The organism is Enterococcus sp. DIV1368b (assembly GCF_050529595.1).
Classification (GTDB): domain Bacteria; phylum Bacillota; class Bacilli; order Lactobacillales; family Enterococcaceae; genus Enterococcus_B; species Enterococcus_B mundtii.
The window spans coordinates 2,582,371-2,597,078 of sequence record NZ_CP172883.1; the positions used below are offsets into that span (position 1 = coordinate 2,582,371).

Consider the following 14,708-nt stretch of genomic DNA (forward strand, 5'->3'; position numbering starts at 1 on the left):
TCTATTTATAAGCGCCATTTTTTATCCATGACAGTTTTAGATTGAATTCTGCAATGGCTTGTTCAACAGAATACTCCTCAGAGGTTGAAAATGATTTATAGGCATGAGCAATCGTTGTAAATAGTGTACTCATGACTAACTGAAACAATAATTCCATTTCATGGTCATCTTTTACTCTAAGATTGGAACGATCAATCAAACCAATCAACTCTTTGGACGCTTTTTTATGATTTTTATGTGGTGATGGACGATGTCCTTGTGGATGCGGCACGACTTTTCGTGAGGCACGGTAATCCATGTGCATAAAAAGATGTTTGTAAAACGCGGCATTTTCACCTTCTAGAATATCTCGAATCATTTTCCCAAAATAAAGTTCAAAACCGATAAATAAGTCTCCGTTCGATTCTTTGATTAGTTGGATCATATTTTTTGTACTATCACTACGAACGGTTTCAAAATAATAAAAATAAAGATCTTCTTTATCTTCAAAATATTGATAAAAACTACCTCTAGAGATCCCCGCAAGTTTCACGATTTGTGCAATCGAAGCTTCATTCAATGGCACTCTTGAAAATTCGACCCTGGCAGCTTCTAAAAGTCTTTGCTGTTTTTCTTCAGGTAGATGAAAAAAAGTCTGTGTCGGCATCGTTGATTCCTCCCCACATAAAAATGACACTCTGTCATATGACACCTTGTCATTATAACACCATCCGATTGTTTTGCAAGTCATTTACATTCTTTTTTCATAATTATTAAAAAAAGAATAAATCGAGTAAAAAGATTTGTTTCTACTATTCTATGCATCTAAAATAGGATCATTATATAAAAAGGAAGAATGCCATGAACAAATCAATCACCGTCCACGAACTCTATTTCGTCTATCAAAAAAGGGATATAGTGATCTTAGATGTCCGTAAAACGAACGAGTATATAAAAAAACATTTAAGTCATTCAATATCCATTCCTATTACCAGTTTATCCGCTCAATTAAATAATCTTGATACAAAAAAACAGTATTATATTGTTGGGGCAGCGAATCATTTAGCACAAGAAGTTACTAGTTACCTAATAGAAAATGGTCTGCAAGCGACTTATGTCGTTGACAACATGAAACTATTTGAAAATCGTGAATTAACTAGTCCTCTTTGATCGTACTGGAAAATAACTTACTTTTTATCAGTAAAAATACTTGATAGCCTTTTCTGTTTCAAGTAAACTGGTATTGTTAGCAGTAAAGTTAACAATTACGACTAAAGGAGAGAGATTATGGCATCAGTATTAGTAATCAAAGGACATCCATTAACTGCACAAGAATCACGTTCGGTTAACGCATTAACTAGTTTTTTAACTAGCTACAAAGAAAATCATCCAAACGACGAGGTAACTGTTTTAGACCTTTATCGTGATGATATCCCAGAAATTGATGAAGAATTGCTTTCTGGATGGGAAGCGCTTCGTGCAGGTGCAGATTTCTCTAGTCTATCTGAAAACCAACAACAAAAAATTGCTCGTTTCAACGAATTGACAGAGCAATTCCTAGCAGCAGATAAAATCGTTATTGCCAATGCTTTATGGAATTTGAACATTCCTACAAAATTAAAAGCTTGGTTTGATACAGTCAATGTTGCTGGTAAAACTTTCAAGTATACTGAAAACGGTCCTGTTGGCTTAGTTACTGGTAAGAAAGCACTACACATCCAATCAAACGGCGGAATCTACAATGGACAAGATTTTGCTTCTCAATATGTAAAAGCAATCTTGAACTTTGTCGGCATCGAACAAGTCGACCAATTATTTATCGAGGGAATCGACTATACACCTGATCGTGCTGAAGAATTGATGCAAGCTGCCTTAGATAAAGCAACTGCATTCGGTAAAGACTTCTAGTCACTATTAGGTAAATCTTTCTCTTAAAATGTTGAGAAAAGAAAAAGGATTTCATGAACATTAACAATAAATGTTCATGAAATCCTTTTTTATTTGTTGCAAAGCGGCTGATTTGCGACGCTAAAATTAATTAATAACCATATCTAATACTAGAAATAGCCATCAGTTCACGTAGCTTTTCGGATTGATGCTCGTTGAGAGAGGCGCCATCTTTTTTCAATGCATTAGATATATCTAAGTTCATACGGCTTAGAATGAACGGCACTGATGCTCCATCATTTTGTAATTTTTCTAGATAAGCGTGTAAAACCTCTCTAAGCGATTCATTTCCAAGGTCTAACGCTAAATCAGCTATCAATTCATTAATGATTGTTTCTGCTGTTTTGCGTCGATCGTTTCCACCAGAAAACCATCTTAGATGACTCATTTACTGTTGCTCCTTCTCTTAATTTCAAGGAATATTACTATAGTCTTACGCAAAATAAACTTTGGTTGAAATCAGATGTTAATAAAAGAAAGGAAGTAGGACATTAGTCCTCTTCCACCACCTAAAACCGAATAAACGGCGGGAGCAGAAGTAACCTCTTCGGAAATAAGGCGCCATCCACAAAAATTTGAAGAACAATTTTCGTGGATGACGCCTTATTTCTCGAGGCTAAACACTTCTGTCCCGACCTCTTTCTTGAACCAACTAAATAAGCAATGGAGAATCCTATGAACATACCTAAAGTAATCCACCATTTGAATGGACGATTTAATAGATAGGATAAGCCCCAGTTTAAAAGTAGCGACAAAAGAAACGCACTAAAAATCATTTTCAACTCTTTCATACGTCCCCCATTTTTATCCCACTAAACAGCTTTGGCATGCTAGCGTGTTGGTTCAAGATAAGATAGAAATCATTTTACTCTAGGCTATATTTCCTTCTTTAATTTTCAACATTACGAACATAGTCATCAAAATACTGGATCAAATCATTTTTGATCTTTTGGTATTCTTCTTCACTATACTCTTTGTCTTCGATTTTTCCTTGAAAAAACGGAATCTCTAATTCTTCACGTAAACGGTCTAACACTTCTTCTTTATTCATGTCACTACTCCTTAATCAAAGTAAACACAGACACACTCAGGTGCATAGATGTCTTTTTGGATCAATGTCAATTCTCCAGTTGTAGCATCACGTTTATACAAGGTAAGATTATCCGTATTCTGGTTGGCAGATACCACGTAATCATTTTCTGGATCTAAGGCGAAATCTCTTGGGAAATCTCCTTCAGTTGAGATTGTTTGTACGTGTTCTACATGTGAACCTTCTTCATTCACAGCAAATACAGCAATCGAATTATGTCCCCGATTTGATGCGTAGACAAAACGTCCATCGTTTGAAATACGGATGGCGGCACCACCATTTTCTTCGGTGAATCCTTCAGGCAATGTACTGATTTTTTGTACTTCTTTGAATTCGCCTGTTGTTTTATCATAGGAAAGAACACGAACTGTACTGTCTAACTCACCAAACAAATAGGCGAATTGATTATTAGGATGAAAAACTAAATGACGTGGGCCGGTTCCTGGCTCTACTTCTAATACAGCTTTTAAAGCTAACTTACCATTTTCATCTACATCATATGTGTACACACGATCAGTTCCTAAATCACAGACCGCTAATCGTTGGTCAGGTGTTAAGTCTGTGTAATGGACATGGGCATGATCTTGGTTTTTGTGTGGACCAGTCGGTTCTTGGTGAAAGACTGCGTCTGTCGCCTCTAAACTACCGTCTTCAGTGATACGGTAAACATTGACTTCCCCTTTATGATAATTTGCTCCATAAACCAGTTGGCGTTGCTCATCGACTGTCACGTAACACAAAGGTGCGCCTGCTTCTGTTACCGCATTCAAAAAATTGTAAGAATCATCATATGCAGCTACCCCACCTAAGCCATCAACACTGGTTACTGAATACAGATTGCCTGCCTGACTTTTTGCCACATACGTTGGGCTATTTTCTTTAGCAACTAATGTTAGATTCTCTAAAGTTCCTTTATCTGTATCTAATTCGATTTGATAAATCCCTTCACTTTTTCGTCTTGTATATGTTCCTAGAATGATTTTTTTTATCATTTTGATCCTCCTCAAATTAAGAATTCTAATTTATTCTATCATACATCCATTCATGACGTTAATCAAAGAGAATATGTTATACTGTTTTTGTAACCATAGAATCATTGATTTTTTAGGAGTAAAGGAGAGAAATGAGATGACTCAAGCAACGATATCAGAAATTGGCACCTCAGCAATCAATTCAGAGGAACCTATGCTGATTTTATTCGATCAGTCGGCAACATCCGCGTTGCGTGACTATACGATCATTCAAGAATTTAGTACAAAAGAGAATTTTTCACTTAATCAAGGTGATCAAATTTCTTTTGATCAGCAAGAATATACTATCGAACATGTTGGTCCTTTGGCCAATGAAAACTTAACAACGGTTGGTCATGTGACTCTAGTTTTTGAAGAACCACCAGCAGGTGACAGAATCGTCAATGGAATCTATTTGTCCCCCTATCAACTACCAGAAATCGCTGTTGGCACGACCATCGATTATAAGCAGGTGAACTAATGGAAGAGGATAAAAAGAGAAAAATCAAACCTGTTTCATGGTTTTGGCGTTGGTTTTTGAATAATCAAGTAGTCACGGCTTTATTAGTCGTTCTTTTGGTCTTACTGATCGTTTTTTTGTTTACAAAAGTTTCTTATCTTTTTGAACCAATTTGGCAGTTTCTAGCAATCGTTGGTTTACCGATCATTCTATCAGGTATCTTATATTACCTGATGAATCCTGTCGTCGATTATTTTGAAAAGAAAAAGATTCCAAGGCTCTACAGCATCATCGGTTTATTTATACTTGTAGTCGCTTTGATCGTCTGGGGAAGTGTAGTGATCATCCCGAAAATCCAGGAACAGACTGTCAGCTTTGTCAGCAATTTTCCACAATACGTTGAGACCATCGATGACAAGTTAACCGAGATTTTTCGTGATCCACTATTCAGTCAATTCAGAGAGCAACTGGAAAATACAGGCGATCAATTTATGAATTCTGCTGGCGATATTTTACAAAATCTATCGAAAAGCACCGTTCAAAGCTTAGGTAGTTTTGTTGGCGCTGTAGCTACGATCGTTGTTGCCGTATTGACGATGCCGTTTATTTTGTTTTATCTGTTGAAAGATGGAAAACAATTAGCACCTTATTTGGTCAAGTTCTTACCCACTCGTATGAGAGTGCCTACGTTAAAAGTCTTAGGTGAGATGAACAACCAAGTCTCTTCTTATATTCGTGGACAGTTGACTGTGGCTTTCGCAGTTGCGGTGATGTTCATGATCGGATTTGCAATCATCGGGTTAGATTATGCTGTCACTTTAGGAATCATTGCCGGTTTCTTGAACTTGATCCCTTACTTAGGCTCATTTTTAGCGATGATCCCTGCGGTATTTTTAGCCATCGTTGCAGGACCAATCATGTTGGTCAAAGTATTGATCGTTTTCGCCTTAGAGCAAACCATCGAAGGACGTTTGATCTCGCCACTTGTACTAGGCAATCAGTTGTCGATCCATCCAGTGACGATTTTGCTTGTCCTATTGACATCTGGAAAATTATTTGGTGTGGTCGGTGTGATTTTAGGGATACCTGTCTATGCCGCAGCGAAAGTATTGATTTCTCACATTTTTGAATGGTACACTACGATTTCTTCTCTTTATGAAGAAAAGCAACAAGAATAAATGAAAAGCCGAGATGATCGAGAATAGGAAACCTATTCTCAGTCGTCTCGGCTTTTTGATTATTTCATCAATAAGTTAGTCATTTTTTGGATCGCTGCGGAAATATCATCTGTCGCTTGGTCTTGTTTTGCTTCTGACGCATCAAATTGTGCAGCATCGATGCCTTTTTCTGGTTGGATGCTTTGAGTCATTTCTTCACAACCAGCTACATAATTTTTGTAGGCTTTTTCAAAGTTCTTATGGATACCCATTACTTTGGCTGGTGGACGCAACGTACTGATTTTCTTTAGCATATTGCGATATTTTTCAGTACCTTGGTCAAATAACTCAACCGTCTCAACAAGCTCGGCTTGCGTTAGTTCAGCTGTTTTCTTTTGATCGATTGCTTCTCTGATTTTTTCATATTTTGGGTGCATCGTTTCGCCGATTGCTTCTGTTTCTTTCACGATTTTATCGACTGTCTGCACGTAATAACCGAGATTCGGTAACATAGGTTTTCCTACTTTCTTCTTTTTCTTTCTCTATTTTACCTGTTTATTCTAGTAGAAAACAAGTCATTACATCAATAAAATGTTATTTTTATCGTTTATTTTTCATAAAATCCTGCATCTAAACTATATTGTTCTCCTGAAACTAGATCATATTGGATCAAGCGATACGCTTCGTATACTTCCTCTTGCGCCTGATTCAACTGAGCTTCTTTTCCCCATTGGCCATTTTGAAAATACAGTTCTCGTTCAAACGCGGGAATAGCCGACTCCATTTCAAGCAGTAATTGATAAAAACCAGTGGTCTTTTGATTCGTTTGTTCTAAAAGATTCGCTGCAAAATAAAAAGGGCTAGTGACAGCATCATTGGTTTCACGTTTCTCTAACTCACCTGCTGTATCGAACATGAGAAACTCTGTCTGATGTAAGGCTTGTTTCTCATTTTTATTTTTGATCTCGTCCGAATAGATCCCCGGTAAATGATCTCCCCAAAAAACGACTAACGTTCTTCTTGGAGTATCTTTCAGCGCTTCAGTGAATGCTTTCAATGCTTGACTACTATAAGCAATATCTTGCAAATAATTGTTGAGTGTGTCTGTTCCAGTATCATCTTCTGTTGTAGCCGAAAAATCTAATTGCGAATACTTGCCTGCATAAGGCATATGGGTCTGCATCGTGACCAGATGGACAAACTGAGGCGTTTCCTCATCTTTTAATAAGTCTAAAATTTCTTTATAGGCAGACTCATCTGAAATATATGGATTATTATCAATAGTATCGGTGTAAGTCATATTTCCCTCGCTGATAAACGTATCAAACCCTAGCGTCTGATAGACATCTTCACGTTTATACATCGATGTATTATAAGGATGGATCGCCGTTGTTCGATAGTTTTGTGCATTAAGCGTGGAAACAAGCGATGGTAATTGATCCAGCTTGGGAACGAGCATCGTATATGGTGTGGTCATTTGACCATTGAATAATGCCATGGATAGACCCGTTAAGGCTTCAAACTCAATATTTGCTGTTCCACCACCATAATTTTGCGAAAGCATTCGGCCACTATAGGTTTGATTTGCCACTTCACGATAGTCAGCTAAGGGATCACCGGTCACCGTGACACCATTTAGATGACTTGGATCAGAAAAGCTTTCACTCATCACATAAATGATATTTGGCTGCTCATCACTTGCCGTTTGATTTTTTTCGTCTGCGATTGCTTGATATTTTTCAGTGATTTCATTGATTTTTTCTTTTGAATAACCTTCTGGTCGTTCCATCGGTTCAACTTTTAGATTGTACAAAAAGCCACCAATGAATCCTGTATTATAATAATTCATTTTTTGACTATAAGGAATCCACAAAGCCGTTTGATTATAAGCTTTACGCAACAAATTATTGGGATTATTGAAGTTACTGAAATAACCCATCATTGCAACGGTCATCACTAAAGTCAAGACACGATAGATTTGGAATGTTCGATCTTTTTTGAAACTACGGACAATCGCCCAGACTACTCCCCCAAAGGCAAGTGCCGCTACTAGCATCAGCCCAATAAATATCGGTGTTCCGGTCATGTCTTTGAGTAAATTGAACTCTGTGATCATCTTTAAGTCATCTGGATAGATGGGTTCTTGTCGATAGCTCATTTTTAAGTAATTCGCAAAACCTAATATACCGATACTTACGAGATAAAAAAGCAGACCAAATAAGTAAGAACCCGCGAAAGCGACCATAAATAAGAAGACAGTAAGTAATACGAAACAAGCAAGTAAAAATTTTTCTGTGTGCCATGAAAAAGCAAATTTCAAGGCTAAATCAACTGAAAGATTATTCTGGCACCATTGTAAATACAAATTGCTTATAAGTATCACTAAGACTGTTACTACCCCCAGAGTAGTGATTCGTAAAATTTTTTGTTGTTTGGTTGAAAGCTTATCTAAATGTTTGTTCAAGAGAGCGCTCCTTCACTTTTTCTAAACTACTTTAACGCCTATTTTATTCTAGTCGCTTCACAAATGAAAGTAAAGTTCAAAAAACAAGTAGTCTGAACGACCAATTTTATAAAAAAATAAATAGAAAACAAAAGGAATGAAACTGTGTCTTAGTCTCTCCAACTCGCAAAGAATAAGCGGTAATAGCCACAATTTTGAACAACAAATTGTGGCTATTACCGCTTATTTCTTGAAGGGCTTTATGTCACTTTGATTGAAATGATGCTCAAATATCAGCCGAATACGCAACTGGTTCACCAAAAACTGGGAACCCCTCTGTGTCCCACGAAAATACTTGTGCGTTGGCATGACGATTGGGATTGTTCAGAGGATCGATTCCTTCATTTTTTTCTGGTCGTGCATGGTAAACTAATACATCTTCTTTGCCATCTTCTGAGCGAGTAAAGGAGTTATGTCCCGGTCCAAACTGCTTATTTTTCTCCGAAGAGACAAAGACAGGTTCAGGATTTTTATGCCAAGAATAACCGTCAAGTAGATCCGCTGACTCTTCTGCCCACAGCAAACCCATCGCATAATTTTCATCAGTGGCACTCCCTGAGTAAGTGATGAATATTTTCCCATTACGAACCAGTACGGCTGGTCCTTCATTGACTGCAAATCCTTGCTTTTCCCAAGGAAATTCTGGGATGGCTAATAATAGTTGTTTCCCGGTCAGTGTCCAAGGATTTGCCATTTCTGATAAATAGAGATTGGAGTTCCCCGGAATGCGTGGGTCTAATTGCGCCCAAACATAATACAACTTTCCTTGATGTGTAAAAGTCGTGCCGTCTAAACTAAACGTATCTGTAGCCGTGTTGATTTGCCCTTTTTCTTCCCACTCAGTATTCATTGGATCAATTGACGTGTTTTCAAGAACGAACATCCGATGGTGATGATCACGATCACGAATCTCTGCATGATCACTGGCTGCAAAATAGATATACCACTTTCCTTGGATATAATGGATTTCTGGTGCCCAAATCAACTGACTCATGGGTCCAGTTTTAGGTGCATGCCAAACCAGTAACGTTTCTGCATGCTTCAAGCCATCGATCGTTTTCGCACGTCTTAATTCGATGGACTGATAACCAGGTAGAGAACCCGTAAAATAATAGTAGCCGTCCGTATGTTTGTAGATCCAAGGATCGGCTCGTTCAAGGACGATTGGATTAGCATAAGTTGTTTTTTTCATAAAGGTTCCTCACATTTTTTTAGTCTGATGACATTCCAAGAATATGCTTCAAGCACCATATGGATCGTGTTCTTTTCATTTACATCGATTACTTGTTCTATCGGCTGGATCGTATTCGGTGCGTCTTTCGTATTTTTATCAAGTAAATGATCACTTTTTACTACTAGTTGGACTGCTTTAGTCTCCAGCTCAAAATCATGCGTTGTCGTAATGGACACTTTCTCTTCTGTGCGATTCACTAGAAACAGTACGATTTCTTGCTCATTTTCGACAACGACGCTATCAATGATCGGCACTTCTTTTCCAGTATCACAATCATAAGTGGGACAAAACGTTTGTTGATCTAATACAGTGCCTTTCGCATATTTTGCCAGATGTTGCATCACATAATAGGTCGGATTTACCCATGCGATCCCATTTTTCTCTGTTAAGATAAGCGGGATGGTATTGACTAAAAGCGATTGGCAAGCAATTTTGACACGATCTGCATGCCGTAAAATCGCAAGACCCAATGTGCCGAACAGTAATGTATCTTCCATAGTGAACTGGCACCAATCGATTGGTGACCCCTCTTGGAATTTTTGATAGGTTTGTTCTGGTTGGCTATGAACATTCCATTCATCAAAAGCTAAGTACATCGTCTTGTCACTGCGTAGATAGCCTTTCACATAGTCACACGTCGCAATGATCTCTTCGATTTGTCGATCAAACCGTTCCGCTTTAGCTAAGTAAGTTTTGGTATCTGCTCGCTCATTTTTTGGAGGTTTAGTCAAATCTTCTTCGTCATATTTATCGATGTAATTATGCAAAGCAATATAATCTACGTTTTCATATGCTTCTTCTAAAGCGATTCGGTCCCATTCAGGATAAGACGCTAAGCGTGGCGTCGAACTACCGACTAAAATCGTTTCGATCGATTCATCGACTAATTTCATCGCTTTGGCAGATTCATTGGCTAACCTGCCATACTCATAGGCACTTTTTGCGCCAATTTGCCAAGGACCGTCTAACTCATTTCCTAAGCACCAAAGTTTCACGTTAAAAGGATGCTCTTGTCCGTTTTGTTTGCGTAACTCACTCCAAGAGGTTCCTTCAGGAAAATTACAATACTCTACTAGATTACGCGCATCATCGATTCCTTTTGTGCCTAGATTCACCGTCATGATTGGCTCCGCTTCTACCATGTCTAACCATTTGAAAAATTCATGTAGCCCGAATGTATTTGGTTCGATTCCTTGCCATGCAAGATCGATTTTTTTCGGACGCTCGGTGACTGGACCAATCGTATCTTGCCAGTCATACCCTGAGGTAAAATTCCCTCCAGGATAACGGATCACCCCTAAAGACAGTTCTTTTACATAAGAAAGTACGTCCTGTCGAAAGCCATTCTTATCCGCGGTCGGATGTCCTGGTTCAAATATTCCGTTATACACGACACTTCCCATATGTTCAACAAAAGAACCGAAGAGTCGTGGACTGATTGCTCCTTTAGAAAATCCTTGACGTACCTTTAGTTCAACTTTTTTCATTGCCACACTCCTTTCCTATTATTGTTTCCCACTAAATGATTGATCAACCACCAAACCCCACCTGCTAATACAAAAATAATCGGCGGAAACATAAACACAAGCACAAGAAAAACTAATAATATGCCACAACATACAAGATTCTTCAAAAAGTTGGTCAACACCCACCACGTACTTTCTTGAAAAAGTTCCTTTCCGGAAAGCACGTCATTTTGGGCAAGAGAGCTACACCAAGAAAGTAAAAACATCGTAAAAACCAACATTGTTACATACCCACAAATCACTAACCAAATAGCAGATTCTTGCAAAATAAGATTCATCGCAAAATAACTGATAATGGTCACGCAACTCATCACTAATTGAAGAAAAAACTTACGCTTAAAGCCTTGCAAAAAGGAATAGCAAACATGCCCTGATTCGCCATTCTTCCATTTATTCAATGCTGTAAAGACCCCTGTTGTGGCTGGTACTACTGTGACTAAAGGCAAAGAAACGACGACCCATAAAATACCTAATAAGATATGATCGGAAATTTGGATCAATTGACCATACCATTTTGTTTCGACTAATTTCATTTTCTCACTCTTTCATGCCAGACATTGCAGTTCCTTGTACAAAGTATTTTTGAGCAAAAATATAAATGATCAACAATGGCAACATCGAAATAACTGTTCCTGCCATCACCGGTCCATAAAATGAAATATTTTGTCCGGTGAATAAAGCTAATCCTGCAGGTAACGTCCGCATTTTCGAACTTGTTGTCAAAATCAGTGGATACAATAAATCATTCCAACTGTTCATCAACGTAAAGATTGCTAGTGATAGAAGTGTTGGCTTACTCAAAGGCAACATGATCTTCAAGAAAATCTTGAACTCACCTAACCCGTCAATACGTGCGGCTTCTTCCAATGAATCTGGTAAAGTCACAAAAAACGACCGCATCATAAATATCCCAAAAGCAGTGGTCATCCGAGGAATGATCAATCCGGCATACGTATCTAACATGCCTAAAAAATTTGCTTGGATGAACAGTGGGATCATGAAGACTTGAAATGGGATCATCATCGTTAACAAAACAAAGTAAAACAACACCGATTTCCCTTTGAAGCGCATCCGAGCAAAAGCATACCCTGCAAGAGAATCAAAGAAAACAGAAGTAATCACTGTCCCACCTGCAAAGATTACTGTGTTTTTGATGTAATCTAACAACGGAATAGTCGTCCAAACCTTGATATAATTCTCAAAGGTATATTCATCTGCAAAAATTCTCGGGGGAAAAGAAATAATGTCTTTTTCATATTTGAACGAGGAAATGATCAACCATAGAAAAGGAAAAGCGATAATCAATAATACGAGTAACATTCCGACGACACGTAACCATTTCTTTCCATCAAACTTTTTCCGACGATTCGTTGAAACTGCTGTATAACTTTCCGAAAGCATATTATTACTCCCCCCTATTTCATTTGTTTTTCTTTTCTTGACATATATAAATTGGTCGAAATTGCCAGCACAGCTACAATGACAAACAGTACTGAAGATAATGCGGAAGCATAGCCTAACTCATATGGAGCGGTGAAGCCGCGACTATAAATGTATTGGACAGCTGTTTCCGTTTTGAATTGTGGTCCGCCGTTCGTTGCCACATATACTTGGTCAAACACTTGCATGGAACCAATCAAGTTGGTCAAGATACAAAAACCAAGAGATGGGACGATCTGCGGTAACGTGATATTAAAGAATTGTTGACGATTGGTTGCTCCATCCATTTGCGCTGATTCGTAAAGCGAAGGGGAGATTCCTTGAATAGCAGTGATCAGGATCGTCATTGTGACACCGAAATTTTTCCAAACCGTCATCAGCGCAACTGTTGGCATTGCTAATGTTGGATCACGGAAAAATTGTGGAATCGGCAAACCTACTTGTGAGAAAAGGTAAGGGATAGCCCCAACGTTTGGGTCAAGCAACATTGAAAAGATGATTGCAATGGATGTTAAGGAACAAATAACAGGGATATAAAAAGTTGAGCGACAAAAGCGATTGAAACGAGTATTCTTTGACAAGATCACCGCAGCTAATAAACCAACGATAATCTGTGTTGGTGTTTCAAGTAAGGTAAAATACAACGTATGGAAAAGTGAATTGACCGCACGTTCATCCCCAAAGATCCGCAAAAAGTTATCCATGCCTACGAACTCTCTTGAAGTAAAAAAGATGTTCAAATCAGTAAAACTGATCGCAAATGTACCAATCAGTGGCACCACTGTGAATAACAGTAGAATCAAAAAGGATGGCACTAAAAACAAATAAGCCGCTCGATCCGGTCGGTTCCAGTATCTGGTGAATGCTTTCATTTCGTCTATTTCCCCTCTTTCTTATTCGATGGATTCCTTGATGAAAAGTTCAAGCGATAAAAAATCAGACCAAGAAAGGAAAGAAGTTTTTCTCGAAAAAGGAAAGCGAAAGCGATAAATATGTTTTTGCAATTTATAGACTTTCGCCTTATCTTCTACGAGATTACTTCTGTTTCCTTTGTTGTTTTGATTTCATTGTGAACTGTTACTCGATTATTCCTTTAGTAGATCATTGATCTGATCATCTGCATCATTCATGAGTTGCTCTGGATCTTCACCAGCCAACAATTTTTCGATCAATGGATTGATGATGTCATTATTGATTGCTGCGATCTTCGTGAATCCTGGTAGATAAGGTTCAGCATATTCCATTTGTTTGGATAGTTCCGATACGATAGGATCATTCTTCACTTCTTCATCTTCTGCGACAGATGATAAATAGGCAGGGAAGCCATTTTCAATACTCCATTTTTTACCGATTTCACTTGTGTTCCAGTATTTTAGGAATTCATAGATTGCCTCTTTTTTGTCACTATCTGTACTTGCTGGGATGGCATAACCAACACCATCTAAAATCGCTGTTTTTTCACCGTCCGTACTTGCTTGCGGTAATGTCGTTACACCATAATCGATTTCGTTTGCTTTCAAGCCGTTATTCAACCACGGTCCGTTGATGATGATCGATAATTGCCCAGCGTTCATCAAGTTATCCATCTCTGCTCCTGAAATCGATTCTGGTCCTGCTTTATCGACATGGATCATTTTTTGGATGGCTGTTAGTGTTTCAAGATTTTCTGGTGAAGCGAACTCAGATTTTGTATAATCATCGCTGACAAGTTTTCCTCCATTTGCCTTCATCCAGTTATAAAGTGGCGCAGTACCGTCTTTATTGAAGACAAAACCTGAGACATTTTTACTACTATCGGTCAGTTGCGGAGCCATCTCTGTTAATTCTGTCCAAGTAGTTGGTGGTGTTGTTTCATCCAAGCCAGCTTGTTTGAATAATTCTTTGTTCCAATACATATACATCCCTTGTACTTGCATCGGAATAAAATATTGCTGATCATCCACCATTCCTAGATCTACCGCAGTATCTTTGAAATCTCCTTTATCCACACCGTCATACTCCCAGAAATCATCTACAGGCTGCACAGCCCCATTCTCCACATATTGAGCAAAATCAGCGTAGTTCAGTGCAACAAAATCTGGCGCTTTTCTCGAAGAAATAGCCGTTGGTAATTTTTCATTCAAATTAGCCCATGTCATCACATCCATCTCAATCGTGATGTTTTTGTCATTATTCTTATTAAAATCATTGACGATTTCTTGTAAGATTTCCCCGTCAGAAGCTGTAAACCCATTCCAAAAAGAGAGTGTGACTTCTCCGTCATTTTTACTTTGGGAAGAAGCACCACCGCCACAAGCACCTAATATTCCAGTCGCAGCCAACAACAATGAACCAATAATCAATTTTTTTCCTCGCATCTCTA

General features: G+C 38.3%; 16 protein-coding genes. 4 read left to right on the top strand and 12 right to left on the bottom strand.

Annotated features, from left to right (window positions below):
- Window position 1 precedes the first annotated feature (1 nt).
- Window positions 2-646, bottom strand: a complete 645-nt coding sequence (locus IGJ19_RS11820) for a TetR/AcrR family transcriptional regulator (protein ID WP_071867849.1) — start codon at window positions 644-646, stop codon at window positions 2-4.
- A 194-nt stretch (window positions 647-840) separates the two neighbouring features.
- Between IGJ19_RS11820 and IGJ19_RS11825 the strand changes: the two genes are divergently transcribed.
- Window positions 841-1,149 (top strand): rhodanese-like domain-containing protein, encoded by a 309-nt coding sequence (locus IGJ19_RS11825; protein WP_071867848.1) that lies wholly within the window; start codon window positions 841-843, stop codon window positions 1,147-1,149.
- Between the two features lie 117 nt (window positions 1,150-1,266).
- Window positions 1,267-1,887: an NAD(P)H-dependent oxidoreductase gene (locus IGJ19_RS11830; protein ID WP_034686954.1), complete on the top strand. Its 621-nt coding sequence runs from the start codon at window positions 1,267-1,269 to the stop codon at window positions 1,885-1,887.
- A gap of 130 nt (window positions 1,888-2,017) precedes the next feature.
- Here IGJ19_RS11830 and IGJ19_RS11835 read toward each other — a convergent pair whose 3' ends face one another.
- The 3 genes from IGJ19_RS11835 to IGJ19_RS11845 form a co-directional block, all read right to left on the bottom strand.
- Window positions 2,018-2,314, bottom strand: coding sequence for a bacteriocin immunity protein (locus IGJ19_RS11835; RefSeq protein ID WP_062806192.1), 297 nt, complete (start codon window positions 2,312-2,314; stop codon window positions 2,018-2,020).
- 501 nt (window positions 2,315-2,815) lie between these two features.
- Window positions 2,816-2,977: a hypothetical protein gene (locus tag IGJ19_RS11840; RefSeq protein ID WP_019724465.1), complete on the bottom strand. Its 162-nt coding sequence runs from the start codon at window positions 2,975-2,977 to the stop codon at window positions 2,816-2,818.
- 11 nt (window positions 2,978-2,988) lie between these two features.
- Window positions 2,989-4,008 (bottom strand): lactonase family protein, encoded by a 1,020-nt coding sequence (locus IGJ19_RS11845; RefSeq protein ID WP_071867846.1) that lies wholly within the window; start codon window positions 4,006-4,008, stop codon window positions 2,989-2,991.
- A 136-nt stretch (window positions 4,009-4,144) separates the two neighbouring features.
- Here IGJ19_RS11845 and IGJ19_RS11850 point away from each other — a divergent pair, with 136 nt between their 5' ends.
- Both IGJ19_RS11850 and IGJ19_RS11855 read left to right on the top strand, forming a co-directional pair.
- Complete coding sequence (locus tag IGJ19_RS11850; RefSeq protein WP_071867845.1) at window positions 4,145-4,507, top strand: PTS glucitol/sorbitol transporter subunit IIA; 363 nt, start codon at window positions 4,145-4,147, stop codon at window positions 4,505-4,507.
- Entirely contained in the window at window positions 4,507-5,664 is a 1,158-nt protein-coding gene (locus tag IGJ19_RS11855; RefSeq protein WP_142433738.1) for an AI-2E family transporter, read from the top strand. The genes IGJ19_RS11850 and IGJ19_RS11855 overlap by 1 nt, the downstream gene beginning before the upstream one ends.
- Window positions 5,665-5,723: 59 nt before the next feature.
- On the opposite strand, the gene IGJ19_RS11860 is transcribed toward IGJ19_RS11855, so the two are convergent.
- The 8 genes from IGJ19_RS11860 to IGJ19_RS11895 form a co-directional block, all read right to left on the bottom strand.
- Window positions 5,724-6,155 carry a hypothetical protein gene (locus IGJ19_RS11860; RefSeq protein ID WP_108144519.1) on the bottom strand — a complete coding sequence of 144 codons (432 nt, stop codon included), beginning with the start codon at window positions 6,153-6,155 and terminating at the stop codon, window positions 5,724-5,726.
- Window positions 6,156-6,250: 95 nt separating this feature from the next.
- A complete protein-coding gene (locus IGJ19_RS11865; protein ID WP_430604117.1) occupies window positions 6,251-8,107 on the bottom strand; it encodes an LTA synthase family protein in 1,857 nt (618 codons plus the stop codon).
- Between the two features lie 265 nt (window positions 8,108-8,372).
- Window positions 8,373-9,338, bottom strand: coding sequence for a glycoside hydrolase family 43 protein (locus tag IGJ19_RS11870; RefSeq protein WP_071867842.1), 966 nt, complete (start codon window positions 9,336-9,338; stop codon window positions 8,373-8,375).
- The gene (locus IGJ19_RS11875) at window positions 9,335-10,867 is read right to left on the bottom strand and encodes an alpha-N-arabinofuranosidase (RefSeq protein WP_430604119.1); all 1,533 of its coding nucleotides are present in this window, start codon (window positions 10,865-10,867) and stop codon (window positions 9,335-9,337) included. The genes IGJ19_RS11870 and IGJ19_RS11875 overlap by 4 nt, the downstream gene beginning before the upstream one ends.
- Entirely contained in the window at window positions 10,864-11,439 is a 576-nt protein-coding gene (locus tag IGJ19_RS11880; protein ID WP_074799390.1) for a DUF624 domain-containing protein, read from the bottom strand. Before IGJ19_RS11880 ends, IGJ19_RS11875 begins: the two co-directional genes overlap by 4 nt.
- A 4-nt stretch (window positions 11,440-11,443) precedes the next feature.
- On the bottom strand, window positions 11,444-12,307 hold the full coding sequence (locus tag IGJ19_RS11885; RefSeq protein WP_010736672.1) for a carbohydrate ABC transporter permease: 864 nt from the start codon (window positions 12,305-12,307) through the stop codon (window positions 11,444-11,446).
- A gap of 14 nt (window positions 12,308-12,321) precedes the next feature.
- Entirely contained in the window at window positions 12,322-13,218 is an 897-nt protein-coding gene (locus IGJ19_RS11890; RefSeq protein ID WP_010736673.1) for a carbohydrate ABC transporter permease, read from the bottom strand.
- Between the two features lie 213 nt (window positions 13,219-13,431).
- Entirely contained in the window at window positions 13,432-14,703 is a 1,272-nt protein-coding gene (locus IGJ19_RS11895; protein WP_430604122.1) for an ABC transporter substrate-binding protein, read from the bottom strand.
- Window positions 14,704-14,708: the final 5 nt, after the last annotated feature.